This is a genomic window from Vreelandella sp. L-25 (genome assembly GCF_056857535.1).
Genome location: NZ_JBSXNH010000041.1, coordinates 22696 through 46857, shown reverse-complemented (window position 1 = coordinate 46857; position 24162 = coordinate 22696). Strand labels below are relative to the sequence as shown.

At 55.8% G+C, this 24162-nt stretch carries 17 protein-coding genes, 1 tRNA gene and 1 other RNA gene; 8 read left to right on the top strand and 11 right to left on the bottom strand.

Annotated features, from left to right (window positions below; translation table 11 throughout):
• The first annotated feature begins 125 nt into the window (after positions 1 to 125).
• Complete coding sequence (gene glpK / locus AC13CN_RS03795; protein WP_253557202.1) at positions 126 to 1610, top strand: glycerol kinase GlpK; 1485 nt, start codon at positions 126 to 128, stop codon at positions 1608 to 1610.
• A gap of 615 nt (positions 1611 to 2225) precedes the next feature.
• On the top strand, positions 2226 to 2450 hold the full coding sequence (locus tag AC13CN_RS03790; RefSeq protein WP_044628033.1) for a hypothetical protein: 225 nt from the start codon (positions 2226 to 2228) through the stop codon (positions 2448 to 2450).
• Between the two features lie 102 nt (positions 2451 to 2552).
• Here AC13CN_RS03790 and AC13CN_RS03785 read toward each other — a convergent pair whose 3' ends face one another.
• From AC13CN_RS03785 to betI, 11 genes are all read right to left on the bottom strand, one after another.
• Positions 2553 to 4193 (bottom strand): glycerol-3-phosphate dehydrogenase/oxidase, encoded by a 1641-nt coding sequence (locus tag AC13CN_RS03785; RefSeq protein WP_054645151.1) that lies wholly within the window; start codon positions 4191 to 4193, stop codon positions 2553 to 2555.
• A 125-nt stretch (positions 4194 to 4318) separates the two neighbouring features.
• Positions 4319 to 6058, bottom strand: coding sequence for an ABC transporter substrate-binding protein (locus AC13CN_RS03780; protein ID WP_044628031.1), 1740 nt, complete (start codon positions 6056 to 6058; stop codon positions 4319 to 4321).
• Positions 6059 to 6140: 82 nt separating this feature from the next.
• Complete coding sequence (locus AC13CN_RS03775; protein WP_044628030.1) at positions 6141 to 6413, bottom strand: DUF2160 domain-containing protein; 273 nt, start codon at positions 6411 to 6413, stop codon at positions 6141 to 6143.
• An 11-nt stretch (positions 6414 to 6424) separates the two neighbouring features.
• On the bottom strand, positions 6425 to 7318 hold the full coding sequence (locus AC13CN_RS03770) for a carbohydrate ABC transporter permease (protein WP_062374354.1): 894 nt from the start codon (positions 7316 to 7318) through the stop codon (positions 6425 to 6427).
• Position 7319: 1 nt separating this feature from the next.
• A complete protein-coding gene (locus AC13CN_RS03765) occupies positions 7320 to 8207 on the bottom strand; it encodes a carbohydrate ABC transporter permease (RefSeq protein ID WP_159342407.1) in 888 nt (295 codons plus the stop codon).
• The gene (locus AC13CN_RS03760; protein ID WP_044628027.1) at positions 8200 to 9300 is read right to left on the bottom strand and encodes an ABC transporter ATP-binding protein; all 1101 of its coding nucleotides are present in this window, start codon (positions 9298 to 9300) and stop codon (positions 8200 to 8202) included. The genes AC13CN_RS03765 and AC13CN_RS03760 overlap by 8 nt, the downstream gene beginning before the upstream one ends.
• The gene (locus tag AC13CN_RS03755; protein WP_044628026.1) at positions 9293 to 10393 is read right to left on the bottom strand and encodes an ABC transporter ATP-binding protein; all 1101 of its coding nucleotides are present in this window, start codon (positions 10391 to 10393) and stop codon (positions 9293 to 9295) included. Before AC13CN_RS03755 ends, AC13CN_RS03760 begins: the two co-directional genes overlap by 8 nt.
• Before the next feature lie 368 nt (positions 10394 to 10761).
• A complete protein-coding gene (locus AC13CN_RS03750) occupies positions 10762 to 13248 on the bottom strand; it encodes an acyl-CoA dehydrogenase (RefSeq protein ID WP_074210659.1) in 2487 nt (828 codons plus the stop codon).
• Positions 13249 to 13454: 206 nt separating this feature from the next.
• A complete protein-coding gene (gene betA, locus AC13CN_RS03745) occupies positions 13455 to 15131 on the bottom strand; it encodes a choline dehydrogenase (protein WP_253557201.1) in 1677 nt (558 codons plus the stop codon).
• 55 nt (positions 15132 to 15186) lie between these two features.
• Positions 15187 to 16656 (bottom strand): betaine-aldehyde dehydrogenase, encoded by a 1470-nt coding sequence (gene betB, locus AC13CN_RS03740; protein ID WP_172514439.1) that lies wholly within the window; start codon positions 16654 to 16656, stop codon positions 15187 to 15189.
• Positions 16657 to 16666: 10 nt separating this feature from the next.
• A complete protein-coding gene (betI, locus tag AC13CN_RS03735; RefSeq protein WP_044628022.1) occupies positions 16667 to 17275 on the bottom strand; it encodes a transcriptional regulator BetI in 609 nt (202 codons plus the stop codon).
• Between the two features lie 209 nt (positions 17276 to 17484).
• On the opposite strand from betI, the gene AC13CN_RS03730 reads away from it, so the two are divergent.
• The 6 genes from AC13CN_RS03730 (at position 17485) to brxC (ending at position 24085) form a co-directional block, all read left to right on the top strand.
• Positions 17485 to 18417, top strand: coding sequence for a choline ABC transporter substrate-binding protein (locus AC13CN_RS03730; protein ID WP_253557200.1), 933 nt, complete (start codon positions 17485 to 17487; stop codon positions 18415 to 18417).
• 91 nt (positions 18418 to 18508) lie between these two features.
• Positions 18509 to 18585, top strand: a tRNA-Met gene (locus AC13CN_RS03725).
• 45 nt (positions 18586 to 18630) lie between these two features.
• Positions 18631 to 18727, top strand: an RNA gene (ffs, locus tag AC13CN_RS03720) — signal recognition particle sRNA small type.
• Positions 18728 to 18920: 193 nt separating this feature from the next.
• A complete protein-coding gene (locus AC13CN_RS03715) occupies positions 18921 to 19523 on the top strand; it encodes a DUF1819 family protein (protein WP_084812757.1) in 603 nt (200 codons plus the stop codon).
• Between the two features lie 149 nt (positions 19524 to 19672).
• Positions 19673 to 20296, top strand: a complete 624-nt coding sequence (locus AC13CN_RS03710) for a DUF1788 domain-containing protein (RefSeq protein WP_253557198.1) — start codon at positions 19673 to 19675, stop codon at positions 20294 to 20296.
• A gap of 111 nt (positions 20297 to 20407) precedes the next feature.
• Complete coding sequence (brxC, locus tag AC13CN_RS03705; RefSeq protein WP_253557196.1) at positions 20408 to 24085, top strand: BREX system P-loop protein BrxC; 3678 nt, start codon at positions 20408 to 20410, stop codon at positions 24083 to 24085.
• Positions 24086 to 24162 lie beyond the last annotated feature (77 nt).

Below are 24162 nucleotides of genomic sequence, written 5' to 3'. Positions count from 1 at the left end.
AGGCTTTGGCTAAGGTGGCAGAGTTTCATACTTGAGCATTCCAAGCGCCTAGAGTAGCCTCTGATGATAATAAAACGAAACAAAACAGACAAAATCGAAAGAACCTACAACAAAGTGAACGCGATATGTCCTCCTTTATTCTCGCCATCGATCAAGGCACGACCAGCTCCCGCGCGATTCTGTTTGACCGCCAAGGCCAAATAGCGGCAGTTGCCCAGCAAGAGTTTCCTCAACACTTTCCGCAAGATGGGTGGATCGAACACGACCCGGAAGATATCTGGGAATCGGTGATCGCGACCTGCCGGGAAGTACTCAGCAAAGCCCAGATAACCCCCGAGCAAGTGGATGGGGTCGGCATTACCAACCAGCGTGAGACCACGGTGGTGTGGGATCGCGCCACAGGCAAGCCGCTATACAACGCCATCGTTTGGCAAGATCGTCGCACCTCCGAGCGCTGTCAGGCGCTACGCGACGAGGGGTATACTGAGTTAGTACAGTCGAAAACTGGACTATTGATCGACCCTTACTTTTCCGCCACCAAACTAGCCTGGATTCTCGATTGCGTCGAGGGCGCCCGCGAGCGTGCTGCCCGGGGCGAGCTGGCGTTCGGCACCGTCGATAGCTTTTTGATGTGGCGTTTGACCGATGGTAAACGTCACGTGACCGATGCCACCAATGCCTCGCGCACGGCGCTGTTCAACATTCATGACCAAACTTGGGACGAGGAGCTGCTGGCGCTATTTGATGTGCCCGCCAATATGCTCCCCGAGGTGAACGATTCCAGCGATGATTTTGGCACGGTCGAGGCCCACTGGCTGGGCGCGCCGCTGCCGATTGCAGGCGTCGCGGGTGATCAACAGGCGGCGCTGGTCGGGCAGGCGTGCTTTAAACCCGGTATGGGTAAAAGCACTTACGGCACCGGCTGTTTCATGATCGTGAATACCGGGGAAACGGCCTCGGTATCGCGTAATCGCCTGCTGACCACCATTGGCTACCGTATCAACGGCAAACCTACTTACGCCATGGAGGGGAGTATTTTCGTAGCAGGCGCCACGGTGCAGTGGCTACGAGATGGTCTGAATCTGTTTGCCGATGCTTCTGAAACCGAAGCGCTGGCCCAGAAAACCCGCAGCGGCCACAGCGTTTATTTGGTGCCAGCCTTTACCGGGCTAGGCGCGCCCCACTGGGACCCTAAGGCCCGTGGCGCTATTTTTGGCCTGACGCGTGACACTGGCATCGCCGAAATCGTTGCGGCGGGGCTGCAGGCGGTGTGTTACCAAACCCGCGACCTGCAGCACTGTATGAACGATGATATGGAGGCTGCGCCGGGCAACCTGCGTGTGGATGGCGGTATGGTGAAGAACAGCTGGGTCATGCAGTTTTTGGCCGATATGCTCAATGTCCAAGTTGACCGTCCGACCATTTTGGAAACGACGGCCCTTGGGGCGGCTTACTTGGCAGGGTTACGTCTTGGCTGGTACGACACGCTAGAGGAGATCGAGCAGCTCTGGCGTTGCGAGCGCAGCTTTACGCCGACCATGGAAGAGGAGACCCGTGAAAAGCTCTACCAGGGCTGGTTGGATGCGGTATCCCGTGTGCGCTCTACGTAAACAACGCCGCCGCGAAGCGCCATAGAAGCGCCATAAAAGATGCCGCTGTCGCACAGCGGCGTTTTTTTATGGCGTTTTTTTAACGAAGCCATCGTCCTTGGTCGTATAGAGAAATCGTTATTTAGGAGTAAACTGCATTCGTTTTTAATGAGCAGGCGTTTTTTATCTTTTAAAGACGTGTTAGTTCTTCTCTATTGATTTTTCCCTACCCTTTTAAAACAGTCGTTTAACTCTCTTCTTGAAAGTCTACGTCATCGATAGCGCTTCTATGGGTGTTATGTAGTCAAACTACAACCCAGCCTGCTGCCAATGATGCATTGTGAGCATGGCAGCCGTGAACCATAGTGAAGTCATGGATCAGGGCGGTGTTTTGTTATCCCGATACGTCGCACTTATCCTTGCTACATACCGAGGCGCTGCCGTATTACCAGGGCGCTTAAGGCGAAGGTCTTGTAACGCTTGTGACCGTTTCGCAGTTACCGAACTGGGCACTTACCCGGCCCAGCATGAGTAGCAATGTCACCATTCGTCGTTAATTAAGATGGCTGCTCGATTATTCATACGAAGTATCAAACAATAACGAGCAGCGGCTGACCATACCATGAGGGACTAACCATGAACTGCATCGAATTGAGCCAACAAGCCGACCGTATCGCTAGCTCTTTCAGCAAGCAAGATTTAGCCAAGCTAGTATTGGCGTTGAAGAGCAATCGTGAGTCGCTCCAACATGCCGTCGAAGTTATCGACACCATTGATAGTCGTTCAGGCTGTACGCTGGAAGAAGCATGGGATGAGGTATTAGCGGGCGATTCTCAACTGCTCGTCGAACACGAAGAGTGATGCCTTAACACACTTGCTCACGATATTAATACCCCCTGCTATTGAGTTAGCAGGGGGATTTTTATGTGAGCAAGAGTGACGGTTTAAAATGCTCGCTTCTGTTTAAGAGAGCGTTTCAACCGACGGCCGAGACGTATCACGATTCTCTTTGAAGTAGGTGGTAAATCGTTCTTCTGCTTCTTCGCCAAAGAGGACCCGACAGGCCTCTTTTAGGCCTGGTGACTGGCGCAGCTGCTCATGGTGAACGACCAGCGACACCTTGGCGCGGCGGCGTAAGAAGTCTTCCAACTGCGTGATCATCTCATGGTCACGTGCGTGCTCGAGTTCACAGCGGATGTACTCGGTGCCTTCGATCAAAATATCGGCTTCAGAAGGGTCTTGGCGAATTTTCTCAAGCATGGGAATCGCTTGTTCTGCATAACGTCGCCATAGTCTTGAGGAGAGCGGCTCTGAAGAGGTAGCCGCCGTCATGGCATCTAGGTTCATGCGCTTGGCTTGATCCATAAACTGCTGCTTCACCGGCTCGGGCGGCTCGCCATACCAGTGAAAGTTAGGATCGCTGAGCGCCACGCCAAGCGCTTTTACCTCCTCGGCAATTTCATCGCCCACGTTGAGGCAATCAGTGAGCTTGCCGCCAAAGATACTGATATGGGCACTCTCTGGATTGGTATCGATGACATGCTTGCGCGATAGCTGCAGGAAGTCGCGGTCGCTGCCCTGGTCAGCCTTGATGGCGAGAGGGCGTACCCCGCAGCGCGTCGATATGATGTCGGCTTGGGTGAGTGGTTTGTCGAGCGTCAGGCGCTTGTTGATGTTCTCCAAAACGAACGCGATATCGTCGGCGGTGACGTCGACCTCGGGGTGCTCCATATGAGTGTCGGTGGTGCCGATACAGGTGCGGTTGCCCATCGGAATGACGAAGAAGAGCCGCCCATCATCGGCAAAGAACGCCAGCACCCGCTTGGTGTCGGTTAACTGCGGCACAATCAAGTGAATGCCTTTCGAGTAGAGGTGCTGGTGGGACGTTTTTTGCCCCGTCAGGGCATTGTGCTGGTCGACCCAGGGGCCAGCGGCGTTGATCAACACTTTGGAACGAATATTGAAGATACTGCCATCCATTACGTTGCGGGCTTTGGTCACCCAGGTATCGCCTTCGCGTTCGGCCCCCAACGATTCGACGTAGTTGGCCGCCACGGCACCGTAGTTAAGGGCATGGCGTACGAAGTTGAACACGAAGCGAGCGTCGTTATCATGCAGGTAAGCATCTGAGTACTCGAACCCGCCAACGGCACCGTTGATATCAATAATCGGTTCTTCTTGCTTGATCTTTTTAGGCGAGAGCAAGCGCGGTAACTTGGTGAAGCCGTTGCCCATCAGCCAATAAAGCCAGGTGCCCGCCCACAAATAGCGCGGAGAGTGGCGGAAACCTTTGGTAATCGTGGTAAGGAAACGAATTTCTTGAACGGTAGACGGGTAGCTTTTGATTAAGTGGTTGCGGCTTTTGCAGAGCTTACGTACCAGCGCAAAGTCTTTGCTTTCCATGTATTTGATGCCGCCCCAAACCAGGTTCGAGGAGTGCATGCTGGTACTGCCGGCAAAGTCGCCACGGTCGATTAGGGCTACTTTAGCACCTTTGCCCGCAAGAGCAGCGGCGGTTGCTGCACCATTGATGCCGCCACCGATAATCAGTGCGTCAAAGTCATCAGTGTGCAATTTCTCGACATTACGGTTACGCAGTTTCATAGCGGTTCCAATTAATTAAGAAAAAGCCCCGTGTCGGTTGCGGTCTCAACGAGTGGAGAGGGCAACAATGCCCGCCGCTGATGACACCACGGAAAAGGGGCGGGCTGGCGCCCGCCCTATAGGTCTTAGCGGGTGCCGGCCGCCATCCATGCTTCCATCATTTCATCGTAAGGAACGGTGGTGCCTTGCGGCATCTCGTTATCCAGCTTCGCTTTGGGGGCGCCTTCCTGGTCAAGCCAGTACTGCGGGTCGCGTTCTTCGTTCAGCACCGGGGCATAGCTGTCGAAGACGTTGGCCCGTGCCAAGCGGTTCATGGTGTTGTCCATGTCGGCGGCGAGCTTGTCGAGGCCTTCTTGGGGCGTGACTTCACCACTCATCACCGGTGCCAGGTTCTGCCACCACAGCGGTGCCATGCGTGGGTAGTCCGGTACGTTGGTGCCGGTAGGCGTCCAGTTAGACTCGTTGGGGCTGCGGTAGAACTCCACCAGGCCGCCCAGTCGGGGTGCCATTTCGGTCATCTGCTCGGAGAAGATATCCGACTCGCGAATTGGCGTTAGGCCCGCCATCAGTTTTTCCAGCGAGGTGGTTTTCGCCACGGTGAACTGGGCAAACAGCCAAGCGGCCGTGCGGCGATCTTCAGGCGTAGAATCGAAGAAGGTCCAGGCACCTACGTCCTGATAACCCACCTTCATGCCCTCTTCCCAGTAGGGGCCAGTGGGAGAGGGTGCCATGCGCCACAGCGGGTTACCTTCGTCGTCGGTGACGGCAACAGACGGGTCGGTCATGTCAGCGGTGAAGGCGGTGTACCAGAAGATCTGCTGAGCGATATGGCCCTGGGCGGGCACGGGGCCAGCTTCACCAAAGGTCATGCCCTGGGCTTCGGGCGGTGCGAAATCACGCAGCCAATCCACGGCTTTCTGCATGGCGAAGACGGAAGCAGGTGAGTTGGTCGCGCCACCGCGGCTTACGCTTGCGCCGACCGGCTGGCTCTCTTCGTTGACACGAATACCCCAGTCATCCACCGGGTTACCGGACGGTACGCCGGGGCTGCCCATACCTGCCATGGAGAGCCAGGAGTCGTGGAAGCGCCAACCCAAAGAGGGGTCGCGGCGGCCGTAGTCCATGTGACCGTAGACCTTAGTACCGTCGATCTCACCGACATGCTCGGTAAAGAATTCGGCGATATCTTCATAAGCGGTCCAGTTGGTGGGCACGCCTAAATCGTAGCCGTAAATGTCACGGAACTGCTCTTGCAAGTCTTCACGCTGGAACCAGTCATAGCGGAACCAGTACAGGTTGGCGAACTGCTGGGTGGGCAGTTGATAGAGACTGCCATCCGGGCCGGTGCCGTACTGCAGGCCGATGAAATCGTCCAGGTCCAGCGTCGGCAGGGTATAGTCTGCCCACTCGTTCTCCATGGCTTGGGTTAGGTTGATGGTGGTGCCGTAGCGAATATGCGTGCCGATGGAGTCGGTGTCGTTGACGAAGCCGTCGTAGATGCTGTTGCCCGACTGCATCTGGTTCTGCATGGTGTCGACCACGTCACCTTCGCCGATGATGTTATGGGTCAGGTTGATGCCGGTCAGCTCGCTAAACGCGGGAGCGAGCACTTCGCTTTCATACACGTGCGTGGTCAGGCCTTCGGCTACGGTCTGTATATCCATACCGCGGAAGGGTTCGGCAGCCTTGGCGAACCACAGTAGCTCTTCGATCTGCTCTTCACGGCTGAGCGTCGAGTCTTGGAAGTGCTCGTCCACCAAACGCTCGGCGATTGCCCGTGCGTCGTGGTCGTCTGCCATTAGGCTCCCCGAGGCGAGCATTAGGCTAGCGGCGAGGGTAGTGAGTTTGAACTTATTATTACGCATGTTGACCTCGTTTTGTTGTGCTCTTCCTTGATGACGTGAGCGTCCTTGATACCGCCGTACATCCGCTGAGAAAGCCGTCGGCCTAGCCCCAGCGCATCAACACCAGCAGCCATACCGCTGATAGTGCCAGCGCTATCCAAATGGATAGCGTTGTGAAGCCAATCACCCCCAGGTGAATAAACGCGGCGGAGAGCAGGCCGATGAACAGCCGGTCGCCGCGGGTGGTGCTAATGGGTAGAAACCCCTTGCGTTCGACGGTGGGGGATAAGATCTCCCACAGCGTCATCCCTGCTAGCATCGCTGCAATGGATGAAAAGAAAATGGCAGTCGGTGTTGTCCATACCATCCAAGACATAACGGTGCTCCTTAGGTGCGGCCCAGGGCAAAGCCCTTGGCGATATGGTTGCGAACGAAGTACACCACCAAAATGCCCGGCACGATGGTGAGTACACCAGCGGCGGCAAGCGTGCCCCAGTCAATGCCCGATGCGGTGGAGGTCCGCGTCATGATCATGCCGATCGGTTGAGCGTCGGTGGCGGTCAGCGTGCGTGCCAGCAGCAGCTCTACCCACGAGAACATGAACAGGAAGAACAGCGTGACGCCGATACCGGAGCGGATCATAGGAATGAAAATCTTGATAAAGAAGCGCGGAAAGCTATAGCCGTCGATATAGGCTGTCTCATCAATCTCTTTTGGCACGCTGCTCATGAAACCTTCGAGAATCCAGATGGCCAGCGGAATATTGAACAAACAGTGGGCCAGGGCCACGGCGATATGGGTATCGAACAAACCTACCGAGTAGTAGAGCTGGAAGTAGGGCAGCAGAAACACCGCAGGCGGTGCCATCAAGTTGGTGAGCAGCCAGAAGAACAGGTGCTTATCGCCAATAAAGCGGTAGCGGCTGAAGGCATAGGCGGCAGGCAGCGCCACGCAAATCGTGATTAGCATGTTGAGCGCTACATACAGCATTGAATTCACATAGCCCATGTACCAGCTGGAGTTAGTGAAAATGCCGATGTAGTTATCAAACGTCAGGTTTTTGGGCCATAGCGTCATGGAGCCCAAAATCTCGCTGTTGGTCTGCAGCGACATATTAATCAGCCAATAAATTGGCAGGATCATCAGGAACAGGTACAGCCCCAGCAGAAACCGCGCGCGAAAGCGGCTGCGCGCATTGCGTTTACGCCGCTGTGCCGGGGTGGTTCTGCTAAATATGGTGTTGTACTTCTCGCCCTGCTGGGCGTTATCTAAGCGGTACATATCATGCTCCCCCGTGCGGGTTCTTATCTTTTTGCATGTGCATGATGGTGGTGTAGAACACCCAGCTCACGAGCAAAATAACCAGGAAGTAGATGATCGAGAACGCGGCAGAGGGCCCCAGATCCTGCTGGCCGATAGCCATAGTCGCGAGTGACTGGCTCAGGAAGGTGGTGGAGCTACCCGGGCCGCCGCCAGTTAGTACGAAGGGCTCGGCGTAGATCATGAATGAGTGCATAAAGCGCAGCAGCACCGCAATGACCAGAACGTTGGTGAGTTTGGGCAGTTGGATGTAGCGGAAGATCGCCCACTTGGAGGCACGATCGATACGCGCGGCTTGGTAGTAAGCCTCGGGAATCGAACGCAGGCCGCTGTAGCAGAGCATCGCCACCAGTGGGGTCCAGTGCCACACGTCCATCAAAATGATCGTCGCCCAGGCATCCCCCGCATTGCGGGTAATGTTGTAGTTGATGCCCAACTCCCGCAGACCGTAACCCATGAGGCCAATATCGCCACGGGTGAAGATCTGCCAAATGCTGCCCACCACGTTCCAAGGGATCAGAAGCGGCAGGGTAATCAAGATCAGTACGGCAGAGGCCTGCCAGCCGCGCTTAGGCATAATCAGGGCAATGCCAATGCCGAGCGGCACCTGGATGGCCAAAATGGTCAGAGAAAAAAGAATCTGACGCACGAAGGCGTCGCGAAGCGCCGAGTCGTTCAAGATGCTATGAAACCACTCGGTACCGGTGAAGAAGCGCGCATTAGGGCCCAGCACGTCCTGAACCGAGTAGTTGACCACGGTCATCAAGGGGATGATGGCCGAAAAAGCCACCAGTACCAGCATGGGAAGGACCAGCAGCCATGCGCGGTTATTGAGTACTTTATTATTCATGGCCGATCTCCACTAGGTATTCATCGACGTAGAGCGCGATGTGCTGATCGGAAAACACTGCATGAGCAGCGTCACCTACCGGCGCGTGACCTTCAGGCAGGCGCGCTTTGAACAACTGGCCGTTCAAGGTAAAGCTCAGCAGCGAGTAGGTCCCCAAGTCCTGCAGGTTAACCACTTCAACCGGTACGCTGTTTGGCTCCGGCGAGTTGCTGACCGTAATGAACTCCGGGCGAATGCCAAGCTTGATATTGCTGGAGCCTGCGGCGGCCACGCTGCGGCTAACGGCCTCATTCACGGGTAGCGGCAGCTCGCCAAACATTACTTTGCCCGCTTGGTGAGACACGCTCATAAAGTTCATGCCCGGGCTGCCAATGAAGTACCCCACGAAGGTATGCGCCGGTTTTTCGAACAGTTCACGAGGCGTGCCGAACTGCACCACCTGACCGTCGTACATCACCGCAATTTTGTCAGCGAAAGTAGACGCCTCAAGCTGGTCATGGGTGACGTAGATCATGGTGATATTGAAGCGCTCATGGATCTCTTTGAGCTTACGGCGCAGCTTCCACTTGAGCTGCGGGTCGATCACCGTGAGGGGTTCGTCAAATAGGATGGCAGAGACGTCGTCACGCACTAGCCCGCGGCCCATGGAGACTTTCTGCTTCTCATCGGCGGTGAGGTTTTTGGCTTTCCGGGAGAGGAGCGGCGTGAGGTCGAGGATATCGGCAATTTCCCGAACTTTCGGGTCGACCTTGTACTCGGGGGTGTTCATGTTGCGCAGCGGGAAAGCCAGGTTGTCGTACACCGTCATGGTGTCGTAGATCACCGGGAACTGGAACACCTGGGCGATGTTGCGCTCCTCCGGCGGCAGCTCGTTCACACGGTGACCATCGAACAGTACGTCACCTTCGGAGGGTTCCAGCAGGCCAGAAATAATGTTTAGCAGGGTTGATTTACCGCAGCCCGACGGGCCCAGCAGTGCATAAGCACCGCCCTGGTGCCACACGTGATCCATCTGGCGAATCGCGTAGTCGCTATGGCTGCTAGGGCTTTTGCTATAGCTGTGCGCCAAGCCTTTTAAAGTAATCTCAGCCATGAGCAACGCTCCCTTGAGCAGAAGAGGGGATGTGCACGGTGCTGCCCTGTTTATCGAAGGCGTAGAGCTGATGCGTTGGGAAGTACACGTTGATCGCATCGTTGACGTGAAACTCGTGAATTCCCGCTAAATGCAGCACCAGAGGGAAGCGCTCATGGCGCACGTGTAAGAACGTTTCAGAACCGCTTATCTCGGCGACGTCGACCCTGACTGGCAGCTCGAGATCGTCGACTGACTGGGGTTTGAGGGTGATATGAGAGGCGCGTACGCCAAAGTCGTAATCGCCCGGGGTGAGCCGCTGAAGGCCGGGGTCGCAGGGGAAGTGCAGCGACTGGTCGAAAGTGATTTCCGTTGCGGTCAGCTTTCCGGGCACGATATTAATCGGCGGTTCGGAGAACATCTCGGCGCTATGACGACCGTTGGGCTCACGGTATACCTGTTCGGTGGGGCCGTACTGCAGTAGCTTGCCTTCATGCAGTACCGCCGTATTGCCGCCTAATGCCAGCGCTTCGTTGGGCTCTGTAGTGGCGTAAACGGCAATACAGTTGCGCGCTTTGAAGAGTTCGCGCAGCTCGTCACGCAGCTCTTCGCGCAGTTTGTAGTCCAGGTTGACCAGCGGCTCGTCGAACAAAATCAGATCGGCATCTTTGACGAGTGCCCGTCCCATGGCCGTGCGCTGTTGCTGCCCCCCTGAGAGCTCTTGGGGGTAGCGGTCGAGCAGATGTTCGATATGCAGCATTTCAGCAATACTGCCGACACGCCGATCAATTTCCTGTTGAGGCGTTTTGGCTAGTTTCAGCGGTGAAGCAATATTGTCGCGTACCGTCAGGCTGGGGTAATTGATGAACTGTTGGTAGACCATCGACACGTTGCGTTTGCGAACCGAAACGCCGGTGACATCTTTGCCGTCCATGAAGATACGCCCGCGGGTGGGCTGCTCTAAGCCTGCCATTAGACGCATGAGCGTGGTTTTGCCCGCCAACGTGCGTCCGAGCAACACGTTAAAGGAACCGGGTTCCAGTTCGAGGTTAACCCCACTGATATGGGTCTGACCCCCGACGACGTGGTCGATATTTTGCAAATGTAAGGACATGCCGATCTCGCTAGCGTCGTTGTTATTGATAGGTGGTATCGATAAATGTGTAGTGCGCTATCGCGAGGGAGGGTGGCTGGCCGTACTTATTTGCCGATTATTGTGTGGCAACCAACCCATGCGATATTTTCATTAACGAAAGGCTAGTTGATCATTTGCGAACTTGCAACGCTTTTGATGGCCGTTTGTATTCGCTTTTAGGCGTAGAAGAACTCAAAAATAGAGTTTTCAGGGTGAGTAAGAAGCTCGGTTTGCTCAGTCTCCACTACGCCCTATGGCTATAATGTTCGTTTGATTCGTTTTAGAACATGCGGGTGGCATAAAAAACCGGCCCTTGGTGGGCCGGTTGGTCGAGGGCTAAAAGCCATTTACTTAACGCTGGTCTCTGCCTGCGGCGATGCTTTGGCAGGTGCTGCGTTATGGTCGATCAGTGTCGACTTGTCGTTGGCAAACGCGTCGTAAGCAAAGTCATCGACGGTCAGCATTTCCAGCACTTCAGCTTCAAATGTGCGCATGAAGGCGGCGTCTTCTTCGTTAATTAAGCCTTTTTCCAGAGCGGCTTCTACCCGTGCTTCGGGGTGAAGTGCCGTTTGCGGCAGCTCACCTTTGGCGTAGGCTTTGTTTACCGTGCGGTAAATAGCCTCCGCGCGGTCGTACTCTTTCAGCAGAGCGTTGTAGCGTGCCAACGGGTTAGATTCTGTACCGTCGTCTTTGTCCCAGGTGTTGGTTAGCAGCTTGCTGCGTAGCGCGCTTTGGGTAGAGACACGCCGTGCGATATCGCGGGCTAAGTCATCATGTGGCTTATTCCAGCGACGGCCTGTAGGCATGACCACGACGTTGAGTACTTTACCCAGCGCACGGTTTGGCAGGTTGTCAAAAATCTCAACAAAGGCCTGCTCTGCGCGGTTAAGCAGGAACTGCATGCTGTAATGCAGTAGGCCTTCTTCGCCTTCTACTTTATTGCCGTTATGCCACTGCTTAAGCACCATAGAAGCAAGGTAGAGGTTGGAAAGGATATCGCCCAGGCGGGCGGAAAGCATTTCGCGTTTTTTCAGCTCAGAGCCGAGGCTGGCCATGGCGGCATCTGCACACAGGCCGAAGCCGGCAGAGAGGCGCGCGATATCCTGGGCGTAACCAGCGGCCGGACCGCTGAACGGCACGCTGGGCTTGCCGAGACCGAAGCCCAGCGTGAAGGCACGGGCCGCGTTGCCGAAAATCAGGCCCGCATGACCAAAGAACGCCTTATCGAAGGCTTTCACATCGTTGGCATCTTTGGCAGCCAGCTCTTCCAGCACATAAGGGTGGCAGCGAATAGCGCCCTGACCAAAGATCATCAGGTTGCGGGTCATAATGTTCGCGCCTTCTACGGTAATGGCTACCGGGTTCGCGCTATAGCCGATACCCAAGTAGTTGCGCGGGCCAAGCGTCACTGCTTTACCGCCGTGCACGTCCATTGCATCGCTAAGCAGCACGCGCTGAAATTCGGTCAGCTGGCTTTTCAGGATGGCAGAGGGTACCGCTGGCTTTTCGCCATGGTCGATCAGGTTAGCGGTTTGGTACACCGTGGCTGCCGAAATGTAGGCCAATGACGCCATACGTGCCAGGGGCTCTTGCACGCCTTCCATCTCTGCGACCGGTACGTTGAACTGACGACGCACGCGGGTAAAGCCGCCGCTCCAGCCCAGCGCGTAACGCGCGGTGCCGGTGGCACCAGAAGGCAGCGTGATGCAGCGGCCAATCGAGAGGCACTCCACCAGCATACGCCAGCCTTGGCCAATCATATCCGGGCCACCGATAATGGTGTCCAGCGGTACGAACACATCTTTACCCTTAATCGGGCCGTTCATAAACGGGCTGCCAATCGGGTGGTGGCGACGGCCAATGTCCATACCCTGGGTATCGCGGGGGATCAGCGCCAGGGTAATGCCGCGGTCTTCTTCTTCGCCCAGCAGGTTTTCCGGGTCGAAGAGGCGGAATGCCAGGCCAACCACGGTGGCAATGGGCGCCAGGGTGATCCAGCGCTTCTCAAAGTTCAGGCGCACGCCCACGACTTCTTCGCCATTAATGACTTGCTTACACACCACGCCGGTATCTGGAAGGGAAGTCGCATCTGAACCTGCGCGGGGGCCGGTGAGGCCGAAGCAGGGGATTTCACGACCATCGGCTAGGCGCGGCAGGTAGTGGTCTTTCTGCTCTTGGGTGCCGTACTTCAGCAGCAGTTCGCCAGGGCCGAGAGAGTTGGGCACGCCTACAGTCACCATCAGGGTTTCGTTGGCGGAGAGCTTCTGCAGCACCATGGATTGCGCCTTGGCAGAGAAGCCCAAACCGCCGTACTCCTTCGGAATAATCATGCCGAAGAAGCCTTCTTTTTTCAGGTAGTCCCATAGCTCTTGGGGCAGGTCGGCACGCTCACGGGCGATATCCCAGGCGTTGCACATGCCAGCGGCTTTTGAGCACTGGTTGTCTAAAAACGCCTGCTCTTCGTCACTTAGGCCATCGTCTTTGAAGTCGAGCAGCGATTGCCACTGGGGCTTACCTGAAAAAAGCTCGCCATCCCAGGAAACGCTACCCGCTTCCAGCGCGGTACGCTCGGTCGCCGATACTTTCGGCGCTACTTTTTTGAAAGTGGCAAAAATACGCGGGGTTAGCCATTTACTGCGCAGTGCAGGAAGGCCCGCCACGGCTACTGCGGCGGCGGCAATGAGTAGCAACGTGCCTATGATCGGTGCGCCTAACACAACGCCAATTAAGCCCAGTACGCCTAGTAGGGCAAGGGCAGCGGTGGCACCTGCCTCGCGACGCATCACCACGAGCAAGCCGGCAACGGCGAGCACGATGAGGAGTAAGGTGAGCATGGGGGAATCTCCGTGGGTGGTTATCAAAGAACGTATTTAAACGTATGTTTGAATATTCGCAGAGTCATTGCGCCTTGTGCAAGCATTTCACCGTTATACGTTCGCTTTATATCTTCAATGTAGCGCAGTTAGGGCAAAAAAAACGCCATGGTGAGGCACCATGGCGTTTTGACGCAGCGGGTTGGCGTACCCGTGTTGATATCGGCTTATGATACCTGCTTGGCAGGCGCGCCGTTGGCGACGTAGTAATCTACGCTGGCACGGGGCAGGGGCTCGCGACCGCGAATACGGTCGGCGATTTTTTCGGCCAGCATGATGGTGGGAGCATTCAGGTTGCCGGTTGGAATGACCGGAAATAGTGATGCATCCACCACGCGCAGTCCTTCGAGCCCATGTACCCGGCCTTGGGCATCGGTCACCGCCATGTCACCTTCGCCCATACGGCAGCTGCCGCAGGGGTGATAAGCAGTTTCGGCGTGCTGCTTGACGAAATTGTCGAGCTCTTCATCGCTCTGCACGTCCGGGCCGGGGGAAATTTCCCGGCCTCGGTATCGGTCGAAGGCGGGCTGGGCGATGATCTCGCGAGTTAGGCGAATCGCGTCGCGGAACTCTTCCCAATCCTTCTCTTTGGCCATGTAATTGAACAGAATGCTCGGTGCCGCGTGGGGGTCTTTAGATGTCAGACGAATACGGCCGCGGCTTTCTGAACGCATGGAACCGACGTGTGCCTGGAAGCCATGCGCTTGAACGGCACTCTTGCCGTTATAGCTAATGGCGATAGGCAGGAAGTGGTACTGCAGGTTCGGCCACTCCTCGTCATCGCGGCTACGGATGAAGCCACAGGACTCGAACTGGTTGCTTGCGCCCACACCAGTGCCTTTGAACAGCCACTCTGCACCGATTTTTGGCTGGTTGTACCACTTCAGTGCAGGGTAGAGCGAAATAGGCTCTTTGCACTCGTACTGAATGTACATCTCCAGATGGTCTTGCAGGTTTTCGCCGACGCCGGGCAGTTCATGTACGACAGGAATGCCCAGCTCTTTCAGCCACTCTGGGTTACCTACGCCAGAGCGCTGGAGAATTTGCGGGGAGGCAATCGCACCACCGCACAGCAGCACTTCGCGACGCGCGCGAGCCTGCTTGGGCTGGCCTTTCTGCTCGTAGCGGACGCCGACGGCGCGCTTACCCTCGAATTCGATCACGTCGGTGACGGCGCGGGTTTCGATGGTCAGGTTACTGCGCTGTTTGGCCGTGTCCAGGTAGCCACGAGCGGTGGAGGCGCGGCGACCTTTCGGCGTTACGAAGCGGTCCATCGGGCCGAAGCCCTCTTGTTGGTAGCCGTTGACGTCCTCGGTTTCTGGGTAACCGGCTTGCTTGCCCGCCTCTATAAAAGTGCGGTAAAGCGGGTTATTGCCCGCTTTGGGAGTGGTCACGCTGACGGGCCCGTCGCCACCGTGGTAGTCGTTCGGGCCGATATCGCGGGTTTCGCTCTTTTTGAAGTAGGGCAGACAGCTTAAATAATCCCACTCCTCCAAACCGGGCTGTTTGGCCCAGTGGTCGTAATCAAGCGCGTTGCCGCGGATGTAGCACATACCGTTGATCAGCGAGGAGCCGCCTAGGCCTTTGCCACGCCCGCACTCCATACGGCGATTGTCCATATGAGGTTCGGGGTCGGTTTCGAACGCCCAGTTATAACGCTTGCCCTGTAGTGGGTAAGCCAACGCTGCGGGCATTTGGGTGCGAAAATCGAAACGGTAGTCAGGGCCACCGGCTTCCAACAGCAGCACGCTGACATCGCTGTCTTCGGTCAGGCGCGTGGCCAGCACGTTACCTGCTGAACCGGCACCGATGATAATGTAATCAAACTCAGTTGCTTGAGACATAGCGGTTCTCTCATCCAGAAAGGGGAGTTCGGTGTACGAAAGCTGGGCTCAGCCTTTAAAACACCGACTCGAACGGCCCCATCTCGATCTGTACGGACTTGGTCTGGGTGTAGTGATTGAGCGTCTCGACGCCGTTCTCGCGACCAATGCCCGACTCCTTGTAACCGCCTACCGGCATCTCCGACGGCGACTCTCCCCAGGTGTTGATCCAGCAGATGCCGGCTTCCAGCTGGTGAATCACACGGTGCGCGCGGTTCAGGCTTTCGCTGAAGACGCCGGCGGCTAGGCCGTACTTGGTGTTGTTGGCGCGGCGGATGACTTCCTCTTCGTCGTCGAAGGCGAGTACTGACATTACCGGGCCAAAGATCTCCTCTTTGACGACACGCATCTCGTCGGTGCAGTCAGTGAATACCGTGGGGGCCGCCCAGGCGCCTTTGGCCCATTCGCCGCTGTTCCACGCGTCGCCACCGGCCAGCACGCGTGCGCCTTGCTCTTTGCCGAGCGCGATGTAGGAGAGCACTTTTTCCTGATGCTCGAAGCTGACAAGCGGACCGAAATTGACGCTCGGATCCATCGGGTCGCCTGCTTTGATGCGTGCCACGCGCTCTACTAGCTTGGCTTCGAACGCCTCTTTGACGCTGCGCTCAACGAACACGCGAGTGCCGTTGGTGCAGATTTGGCCGCTGGAGTAGAAGTTCGCCATCATGGCGGCATCGGCTGTGCGCTCGAGGTCGGCATCCGCGAAGACAATTAGCGGAGATTTGCCGCCGAGTTCCATTGTCACGTCTTTCAGCGTGGAACCACCGGCAGCGGCCATGACTTTTTTGCCTGTGCCCACTTCACCGGTAAACGAGACTTTGGCAATGCCTTCGTGCTCGGTCAGCATGGCGCCGACGCGACCATCGCCCTGTACCACGTTAAATACACCGTCGGGCAAGCCTGCTTCAGTGAAGATTTCGGCAAGCTTAAGCGCCGTTAGCGGTGTGACTTCACTGGGCTTGAACACGATGGCGTTGCCAGCGGCGAGTGCCGGAGCCGCTTTCCAGCAGGCGATTTGAATCGGGTAGTTCCAGGCGCCAATCGCACCAATGACACCCAGCGGCTCGCGGCGGGTGTAAACAAACGAGCTATCGCGCAGGGGAATTTGGCTGCCCTCAATCGCCGGGGCAAGGCCTGCGTAGTACTCTAGAGCATCGGCACCGGTCACGATATCGACGCTGGCGGTTTCGCTGATCGGCTTGCCGGTATTGCGGGTTTCCAGCTCGGCAAGCTCGTCATTACGCTCGCGAAGAAGTGCTACGGCACGTAGCAGGATGCGTGAGCGCTCCATGCCGGTCATGGCGGCCCATTCACGCTGGCCACGCTGTGCTGCCTGAACGGCGCTATCGACATCGGCTTGGCTTGCCTGACCAATCGTGGCCAGCAGACTGCCATCATAAGGATTGGTAACGGTAAATGTTTCGCCGGAGGTGGCATCAACCGGGCGACCACCAATATAGAGGGGTTGTGCGCTTTGAGCGGTCATGTTGATCTCCTTATTTAAAATCGGCAGTGGATGCGTCTTGATAGCATCCGTAATGAGTCAGTAACTGGTCGAGATAGGTGTGCGCAAGATAGCGCGCTTCTGCGGCATCCAGGCCTTCAGGCGTTAACGCACCGCGCAGCCATAAACCATCGATCATGGCGGCTAGGCCACGAGCGGCGTTGCGGGCATCCGCTTTGGGCATGACACGTTGAAATTGATGACATAGGTTGGCGTAAAGACGACGGTCGTTCACATACTGAAGCCGCTGAAGTACGGGCTTGTGCATGCTGCTGGCCCAGAAGGCTAACCACGTCTTAGCGGCGGGTCCGGTGACCTGGGTGCGATCAAAGTTGCCTTCAATAATGGCGCCAATGTGCGCACGCGGTGAATCGTCTTCTAAGGCATGGCGCCGCGCGGCGACGGCATCGCTTAAGTCCGTCAAAATTTGTCGCATCGTGGCTTCGAGCAGGCCATCTTTACCGCCAAAGTAGTGGCTGATAATGCCTGCGGAAACCCCCGCGTGACGGGCGATGCGCATGACCGTCGCTTCGGCAAGGCCAACCTCATCAATGGCCGCCATCGTAGCCTTGATTAACTGCTGGCGGCGTATTGGTTCCATTCCCACCTTAGGCACAGCTATCTCCTAATGACGTTGAATGCCCATTGGCTCCTCACCTTGAAAAGCAGGAGTAGGCATGGTTACCTGAGTATGATGGCATTTTTTTATTGAACGTTCAATCAACAAAAGTATGCCTGATCGCTTCTCACCTCTGCATCTGTTGTTTGCAGAGCGTGTGTCAATAAAACAGATCATGAGGGAAGAGCTTTATGAAACAAGTAACAACGCGTCGTTTGGGTACTTTATTTGTCACCGCTTTTTTACCCGTCTCGGCTTTTGCTAATGAATGCAGTAGCGTTCGTTTTGCTGAGGTGGGTTGGACTGATATTACGGCGACCACAGCGCTGGCCAGCGAAGTACTCGAAGCGCTTGGCTACGAGCCGCGTGTAGATACCGTCTCGGTTCCCATCGCTTATGCAGGTATGCGTAATAACGATTTTGATGTGTTTTTGGGTAACTGGATGCCGTCGATGGCCTCTATCAGTGACCCCTATATTGAGCGTGGAGAAGTGGAGCGCTTAGTCGCCAACCTTGAAGACGCTAAATATACCTTGGCGGTGCCTCAGTATGTGTATGACGCTGGCGTGACTTCTGTTAACGATTTAGCCGAGCACGCAGAGCAGTTTGAGCAGCGCATTCACGGTATTGAAGCAGGGAACGACGGTAACGAACTCATCCAGCAGATGATTGATGATGACGCCTATGGGCTAGGTGACTGGCAAGTAATCGACTCCAGCGAGGCGGGCATGCTGGCCGAGTTGAGCGCTCGGGTTCCCAATGAAAAGTGGATGGTTTTCCTGGGTTGGGAGCCGCACCCCATGAACACCAATTTCGAGATGGCGTACCTGTCTGATGCAGACGACTACTTTGGTCCGAATCTTGGAGGCGCGACGGTCTACACTAATACTCGCACTGGTTTCGTCGAGTCCTGCCCAAACGTCGGTGAGTTGCTGAGCAACATGACGTTCACGCTGGAGATGGAAAACCAGCTGATGAGCGCCATCATGGACGAGGGGGTCGAGCCTCGCGAAGCGGCGCGTGACTACCTGAGTGCACATCCCGATGTATTGGAGGCGTGGTTGAAAGGCGTGACGACGCGTGATGGCGGCGACGCGTTACCTGCCGTACAGTCGGCGTTGTAAGCGCGTGCGCTGAGCGTATGAAAAGGCAGGCCATTTCGGCTTGCCTTTTGCCGCTAATATAGGCATACTCTGCACCCGCTGATGTCGGAAAGGCTACGTAGCTCAGTTGGTTAGAGCACATCACTCATAATGATGGGGTCCCCTGTTCAAATCAGGGCGTAGCCACCAATCAGCGCAAGTATGCAGTTCAACAGCATACGACTATGGTGGCCCCTTAGGTCCTCCCGCAACGCTAAACTGCGAACCCCGCCAGGCCCGGAAGGGAGCAACGGTAGTGGTGGCTGCGTGTGCCGGGATGTGGCTTTTGGGGCCGCCTCCATTTCTGGTCTATTACTAATAGCCTTTGCCGTTATGCATGCTGAATACTACTTGCAAACCGGCTCCATATCCCCTCGTATACCCTCTGACTCACTGGTTTCTAGCGATCATGTTTTTTTATGATGATGGCGTTTATGAGCTGTGCCCTAATAGGAAGCTACACAAACGACATAGGTGGATACTCATTGACTGGTTTTTTCAGCTACAACTCTGATCTGATTGGCGGTGGACTGATGGTGCGCGAGAGCCGTGCCGTTGCTGATTTGCTGCTCTCTAATGCGGATGAAGGGCAGTGGCACCAGGCAATCATCATTGATAACCGCCTCCAGAAGAACCGTCCCGCTACTGCTAAACGTGCTGGGCAAGCTATTCGTAAGCGCTTAGAGAAGCTGGAGCCACCGTTTTGGCAAGCGCTGCGCGATGGCGACGACCAGCTCGCCACACAGGTGTCTTTCTGTGCGGCCATGGCACGTAACCTGCTATTGGTGGAGTTTCTTGAAAGTGTCGTCGCCGATGCTTTCTTAACCCAGGCGGAGGCGCTTCAGGCCTACCAGTGGGATGAGTTTTTAGCCGAGCGTGCCCATCGTGATGAAGCAATAGCAGGGTGGGCGGAAAGCTCCAAACGTAAAATGGGGCAGGTGGTGTATCGTATGTTGACGGAAGTCGGCGTATTGGCCTCCAGTCGCTCGCGCAAGTTACAGCCCTTGCTGCTGCGTCCAGAAGTAAAAAGCTTGCTTGAAACCTACCAGCACGTCCGCTTGAGTGCCTGTTGTCGCCAGTTGCGGTAATTTTATCCCTCTACTCTCATTGCTGACGTCAAAACGCGACTAAGTAGACCTTGCAACGCAGGTGGCAAGCGACATAGTCTTATCAAAAATAAGCCTTTTGCATTAAAAATGCCTTGCATCAAACATGCTAGACACAGGGACGCATCCGCATGTCACAGAGCAATCACTACCCACCCCCCAGCGGTTTTAGCCACCACGAGGATGATCAGCTACGGGCACGGTTGAACCAAGTCGCTGAGAAAATCACTCGGCCCGATTTTTTAGCGGGCCAGGGGCTGGGTAACGAAATTGGCTTTTGGATTTTTGATTACGCCCCTGAACATGAACTCCAGGTGCGTGCCTACCTGAATTTCCTCCCCTCATTAATGGCACGCCAGCACCCTGATATCAAAATGGCGCAGGTCAATCTGCTTGAAGTGCTTAAGGATTACCTGACCGAGCGCGGTTTTCTTGATAAAGCCATTGCCATGCAAAAAAGCAAAGGCGATGCGGCACTGCTCAAAGCGCTACGTGGGCCGCTGCACATGGACAAGTTCGCCCCGTACCTCATCCGACACTCTTTGTCGCATGAGCCTGATATCGTATTGCTCACCGGTGTTGGCAGCCTGTGGCCCATGGTGCGTGCGCACAGCTTGTTAAATGCCCTACACGGGCCACTCGGTCATAAGCCGCTGGTGTTGTTCTATCCAGGCCGTTACGACGGGCAGACGATGTCGTTGTTTAAGCGGATAGAAAGCAATAACTACTATCGTGCGTTTGCGCTTGTGCCCTAGCGCAACGGATGACGTCATTCCGTGTACTACGTTCGCTTGGTGAGTCGTGGTCTTTGAGATCGGTACCTCCTAGCTCGAAATACCCAGGGTTTACATATTTATAGGACAGATATGCACATTCAAGAGCTCTTCCTCAAACCGCTTAGCCGGTCAATCAACGGCGTGGTCAAAGCCGACCAGCGTGACCAGGAAACCATCTACCAAGAGCTGGATGAGTATGTCGTCACCAACGAGTTAGAAAAGCACTTTCGCGCTTTTTTTGAATCTTACACCACCCCTTTAGATGACCCCTCCGTCGCCAATCGCGTGGGCGTTTGGGTGAGTGGCTTCTTTGGGTCGGGTAAATCGCACTTTTTGAAAACGCTTTCTTACCTACTCGCCAACACGGAAGCGTTTGATGCCAACGGCCAGGCCAAGCGGGCCGCTGATTTTTTTGATGAGCAGAAGCTGGTAGACGGCTCTATCCGGGCTGATATCGACAAGGCCGTCCGTGAACCGGCGCATGTGGTGCTGTTCAATATCGACAGCAAGGCCAGCTCGAACGACGATGGCAACCCCATCCTGAACGTCTTCCTGCGCGTGTTTAACGAGCACCAAGGCTTTAGCTCTGATTACCCGCACATTGCTCATATGGAGCGCCACCTAGAAAAACGCGGTGTGTATGAGCGTTTTAAGCAGGCCTTTAACGAGGCCAGTGGTGTGGTGTGGGAAGAGGAGCGAGATGGCTATCAGTTCTACCAGGACGATATCGAGCAAGCGATTGGGGCGGCGCTCGATCTCTCTCCTGAAGCGGCGCATAAATGGTTTGAGGAATCTGAAACCAACTTCAGCGTCTCTGTAGAGAACTTCTGCCACTGGGTGAAAGAGTTTTTGGAGTCGCAGTCAGCAACCCAGCGCATGGTGTTCATGGTGGATGAAGTTGGCCAGTTCATTGGCAGCGACACACGCTTAATGTTGACTCTGCAAACGCTCACCGAAAACCTGGGCACGATTTGCGGTGGGCGTGCCTGGATCGTGGTCACCTCCCAGGCGGATATGGATGCCGTGCTAGGCGAAATGACCGCCTCAAAAGCCAACGATTTTTCCAAAATCGCCGGACGCTTCAAAACCCGCTTATCGCTCTCAAGCTCCAACTCTGACGAAGTGATCCGAAAGCGCCTGCTGGTGAAAACCGCCCCGGCACGCGCCGAGCTTGAAGGCGTGTTTGAGGCCAAAGGCTCCATTCTGCGTAACCAACTGACCTTTGACCGCTCTGGCCCCACGCTAAAAAACATCGAAGGCGTGGAAAGCTTTATCGCCAATTACCCCTTTGTGCCGTACCACTTCCAGTTGGTGCAAAAAGTCTTTGAAGAGATCCGCAAGGTAGGGGCGACGGGCGCTCACTTAGCCTATGGCGAGCGCTCCATGCTCGATGCGTTCCACATGGCCGCCAAAGCCGTGCAAGAGAAGACGATTGGCGCGCTGGTACCAATGCACTGCTTCTATACAGCGGTAGAGGGCTTTCTTGATACAGCGGTGAAGCGCACCATTGATCAGGCCAGCGAAAACCCCGTGTTAGAGGCGTTTGATGTCGAAACCCTACGCACGCTGTTTATGATCCGCTATGTGGATCTGGTGAAGGGTACGGTCGATAACCTGGTGACACTCTCGCTGACCCAAATCGACGATGACCGCATAGCCATTCGGGAGCAGCTGGAAGCGACCCTGGCACGACTGGAAAAAGAGAGCCTGATTACCCGCAACGGCGATGAGTACCAGTTCCTCACCAATGAAGAGCGCGACATCACCCGCAAGATCAAAGCTACCGAAGTCACCAGCAGCGACGAGAACAAAGAGCTTTCCAGCCTGATCTTCAAAGACCTGCTGCGCGATCGCACCAAGTACCGCTACCCGGTCAACAAAACCGACTACAGCATTGGCCGCTACCTGGATGGCCACACCCTGGATGGCCGCTATCAAAGCCAGCTAAGGGTGGAGGTGGTCTCACCGCTGGATGTGGAGTACGTGCAGCTAAGCGAAGCGGGCTGCATTCACAAAAGCGGCGATAACGGTGGGCAGGTGCTCATTAAGCTGCCCGATGATAAGCGCTTTACCGATGAACTACGCACCCTGCTGAAAACCGATAAGTTTATTCGCCTGAACCTATCGGCCAACGACCACAGCGTAGAGCGCATTCTGGCAGACCGTGGCCGTGAAAACCAAGAGCGCAAAAAACGCCTGCGGGTGCGCCTGGAAGAGATGCTGCTAGATGCGGACGTGTACGCGCTTGGGCAAAAGCTTGATCTCAACCGCGGCCAGATCAACACCCGTTTGGATGAGGCCTGCCGCTACCTGCTGGAAAACACCTACAACAAGCTGAGCCAGCTCACGGCGCTTAGCCCCGAGCCGATGCGCGAGCTGCAGGCCGTATTAACCGCCGATGACCTGGGCACCCAGAACCTGAACTTAGACGGCGAGGAGGGCAACCCCCAGGCCGTGAAAGAGGTGGAGCAGTACATCATCCTGCACGGTGGCGAGCCGGTGCCACTGACCCCGCTGATTGAGCGCTTTAGCAACCGACCCTTCGGCTGGCCGGAAGGCGAAACACTACTGATACTAGGCCGCCTGCATGCCGCTGGGCGCTTAACCTTCCACACCGCTGGCCCTGCGCTCAGCGGTAAAGAAGCCTTTGAGCTACTCAACAACGCCCGCCGCCGCAGTGAAGTCCGCCTCCAGAAAAAGCGCCAAACCGAAGATGCGGTGCTCAACAAAGCCCGTAACCTCACCAAAGAGCTGTTTGGCCAGCTAGGCCCCACCAGTGAAAAAGAGCTGTTTACCTATTACGTAGACCGCTTATCCCACTGGCGACGTGAGCTAGAGGCGTACAAAAGCAAAACCGACGTGGGCAACTTCCCCGGTCGCAACGCCATTGATAGCTCACTGCGGGAAGTGGAGCGTTTGCTGCGTTTAGACGATAGCTTTGATTTCTTCAAAACCGTCGCCAGCCAGCAAGACACGCTGCTCGATGTCGAAGAGGACTACCGCGATCTCAACGACTTCTTCACCAAGCAGCTGACTACCTGGCAGCAGCTAGAACAAGCGCTCAATCGGTTTGCGGTGAACCGCCTAGAGCTTGAGAAAAACACCCAGGCCCAGCAAGCGCTGGCCGAGTGTGAGCGTATTTATCGCGCTGAAGCGCCCTACGCCATGCTTAACCAGGTGGATGGCTTAGTACGTACGCTGGATGAGGTGAACAACCGCCTGGTAGAGGAAAAGCGTCAGCACGCCATTGCCCGTATCGATACGCGCATTGCCAAGGTGAGCGCTGAAATTGCCAAAAGCGGCATTGGCACCGCCGAGCTCAGCAACCGCTTGCTGCACCCGCTGCAGCAGCTTAAATCCTCGGTCAGTCAATCGGTCAGCGTCGCGCAAATCTACCAGCTGCAAACCGAAACTGCCGTCGAGTTAGAAGAAGAAAGTTTGGATGCGCTTCACAACGCCCAGGCCGACGCTGCTAAGCGGCAGCCGCCTGCGCCTGCGGGAAACACCACAACACCGGCACCCGAGAACCCCAAGCCAGCCACACAAACGGCACCACGTGATAAAACGTACGACCCGCATACCGAAACAGTACCGGCGGCGGTAAATGCTCCCAAACCCGTGGCAAGAGTGCGTGTAAGCGACGTACTTAGCCGCGTGCATAGTGGGGTGTACCTGGAAAGCCAAGCGGAAGTCGATGCGTTTATGGACGAGCTGAGAAAAGAGCTGGAAGGGTCACTTTCAGCGGGTAAACGGGTACAGGTGCGTTAGTGTTCGAACGATTTTTGTTGACACGACCAATATGCCTGTTCACTGCTGTCCCGCGTCCTAGGACGCGGGACAGCGAA

Excerpts from the sequence above, each read along its gene's own strand:
- glpK (WP_253557202.1), top strand. The coding sequence starts at position 126 with ATGTCCTCCTTTATTCTCGCCATCGATCAAGGCACGACCAGCTCCCGC.
- AC13CN_RS03790 (WP_044628033.1), top strand. The coding sequence starts at position 2,226 with ATGAACTGCATCGAATTGAGCCAACAAGCCGACCGTATCGCTAGCTCT.
- AC13CN_RS03785 (WP_054645151.1), bottom strand. The coding sequence starts at position 4,193 with ATGAAACTGCGTAACCGTAATGTCGAGAAATTGCACACTGATGACTTT.
- AC13CN_RS03780 (WP_044628031.1), bottom strand. The coding sequence starts at position 6,058 with ATGCGTAATAATAAGTTCAAACTCACTACCCTCGCCGCTAGCCTAATG.
- AC13CN_RS03775 (WP_044628030.1), bottom strand. The coding sequence starts at position 6,413 with ATGTCTTGGATGGTATGGACAACACCGACTGCCATTTTCTTTTCATCC.
- AC13CN_RS03770 (WP_062374354.1), bottom strand. The coding sequence starts at position 7,318 with ATGTACCGCTTAGATAACGCCCAGCAGGGCGAGAAGTACAACACCATA.
- AC13CN_RS03765 (WP_159342407.1), bottom strand. The coding sequence starts at position 8,207 with ATGAATAATAAAGTACTCAATAACCGCGCATGGCTGCTGGTCCTTCCC.
- AC13CN_RS03760 (WP_044628027.1), bottom strand. The coding sequence starts at position 9,300 with ATGGCTGAGATTACTTTAAAAGGCTTGGCGCACAGCTATAGCAAAAGC.
- AC13CN_RS03755 (WP_044628026.1), bottom strand. The coding sequence starts at position 10,393 with ATGTCCTTACATTTGCAAAATATCGACCACGTCGTCGGGGGTCAGACC.
- AC13CN_RS03750 (WP_074210659.1), bottom strand. The coding sequence starts at position 13,248 with ATGCTCACCTTACTCCTCATCGTGCTCGCCGTTGCCGGCTTGCTCGTG.
- betA (WP_253557201.1), bottom strand. The coding sequence starts at position 15,131 with ATGTCTCAAGCAACTGAGTTTGATTACATTATCATCGGTGCCGGTTCA.
- betB (WP_172514439.1), bottom strand. The coding sequence starts at position 16,656 with ATGACCGCTCAAAGCGCACAACCCCTCTATATTGGTGGTCGCCCGGTT.
- betI (WP_044628022.1), bottom strand. The coding sequence starts at position 17,275 with ATGGAACCAATACGCCGCCAGCAGTTAATCAAGGCTACGATGGCGGCC.
- AC13CN_RS03730 (WP_253557200.1), top strand. The coding sequence starts at position 17,485 with ATGAAACAAGTAACAACGCGTCGTTTGGGTACTTTATTTGTCACCGCT.
- AC13CN_RS03710 (WP_253557198.1), top strand. The coding sequence starts at position 19,673 with ATGTCACAGAGCAATCACTACCCACCCCCCAGCGGTTTTAGCCACCAC.
- brxC (WP_253557196.1), top strand. The coding sequence starts at position 20,408 with ATGCACATTCAAGAGCTCTTCCTCAAACCGCTTAGCCGGTCAATCAAC.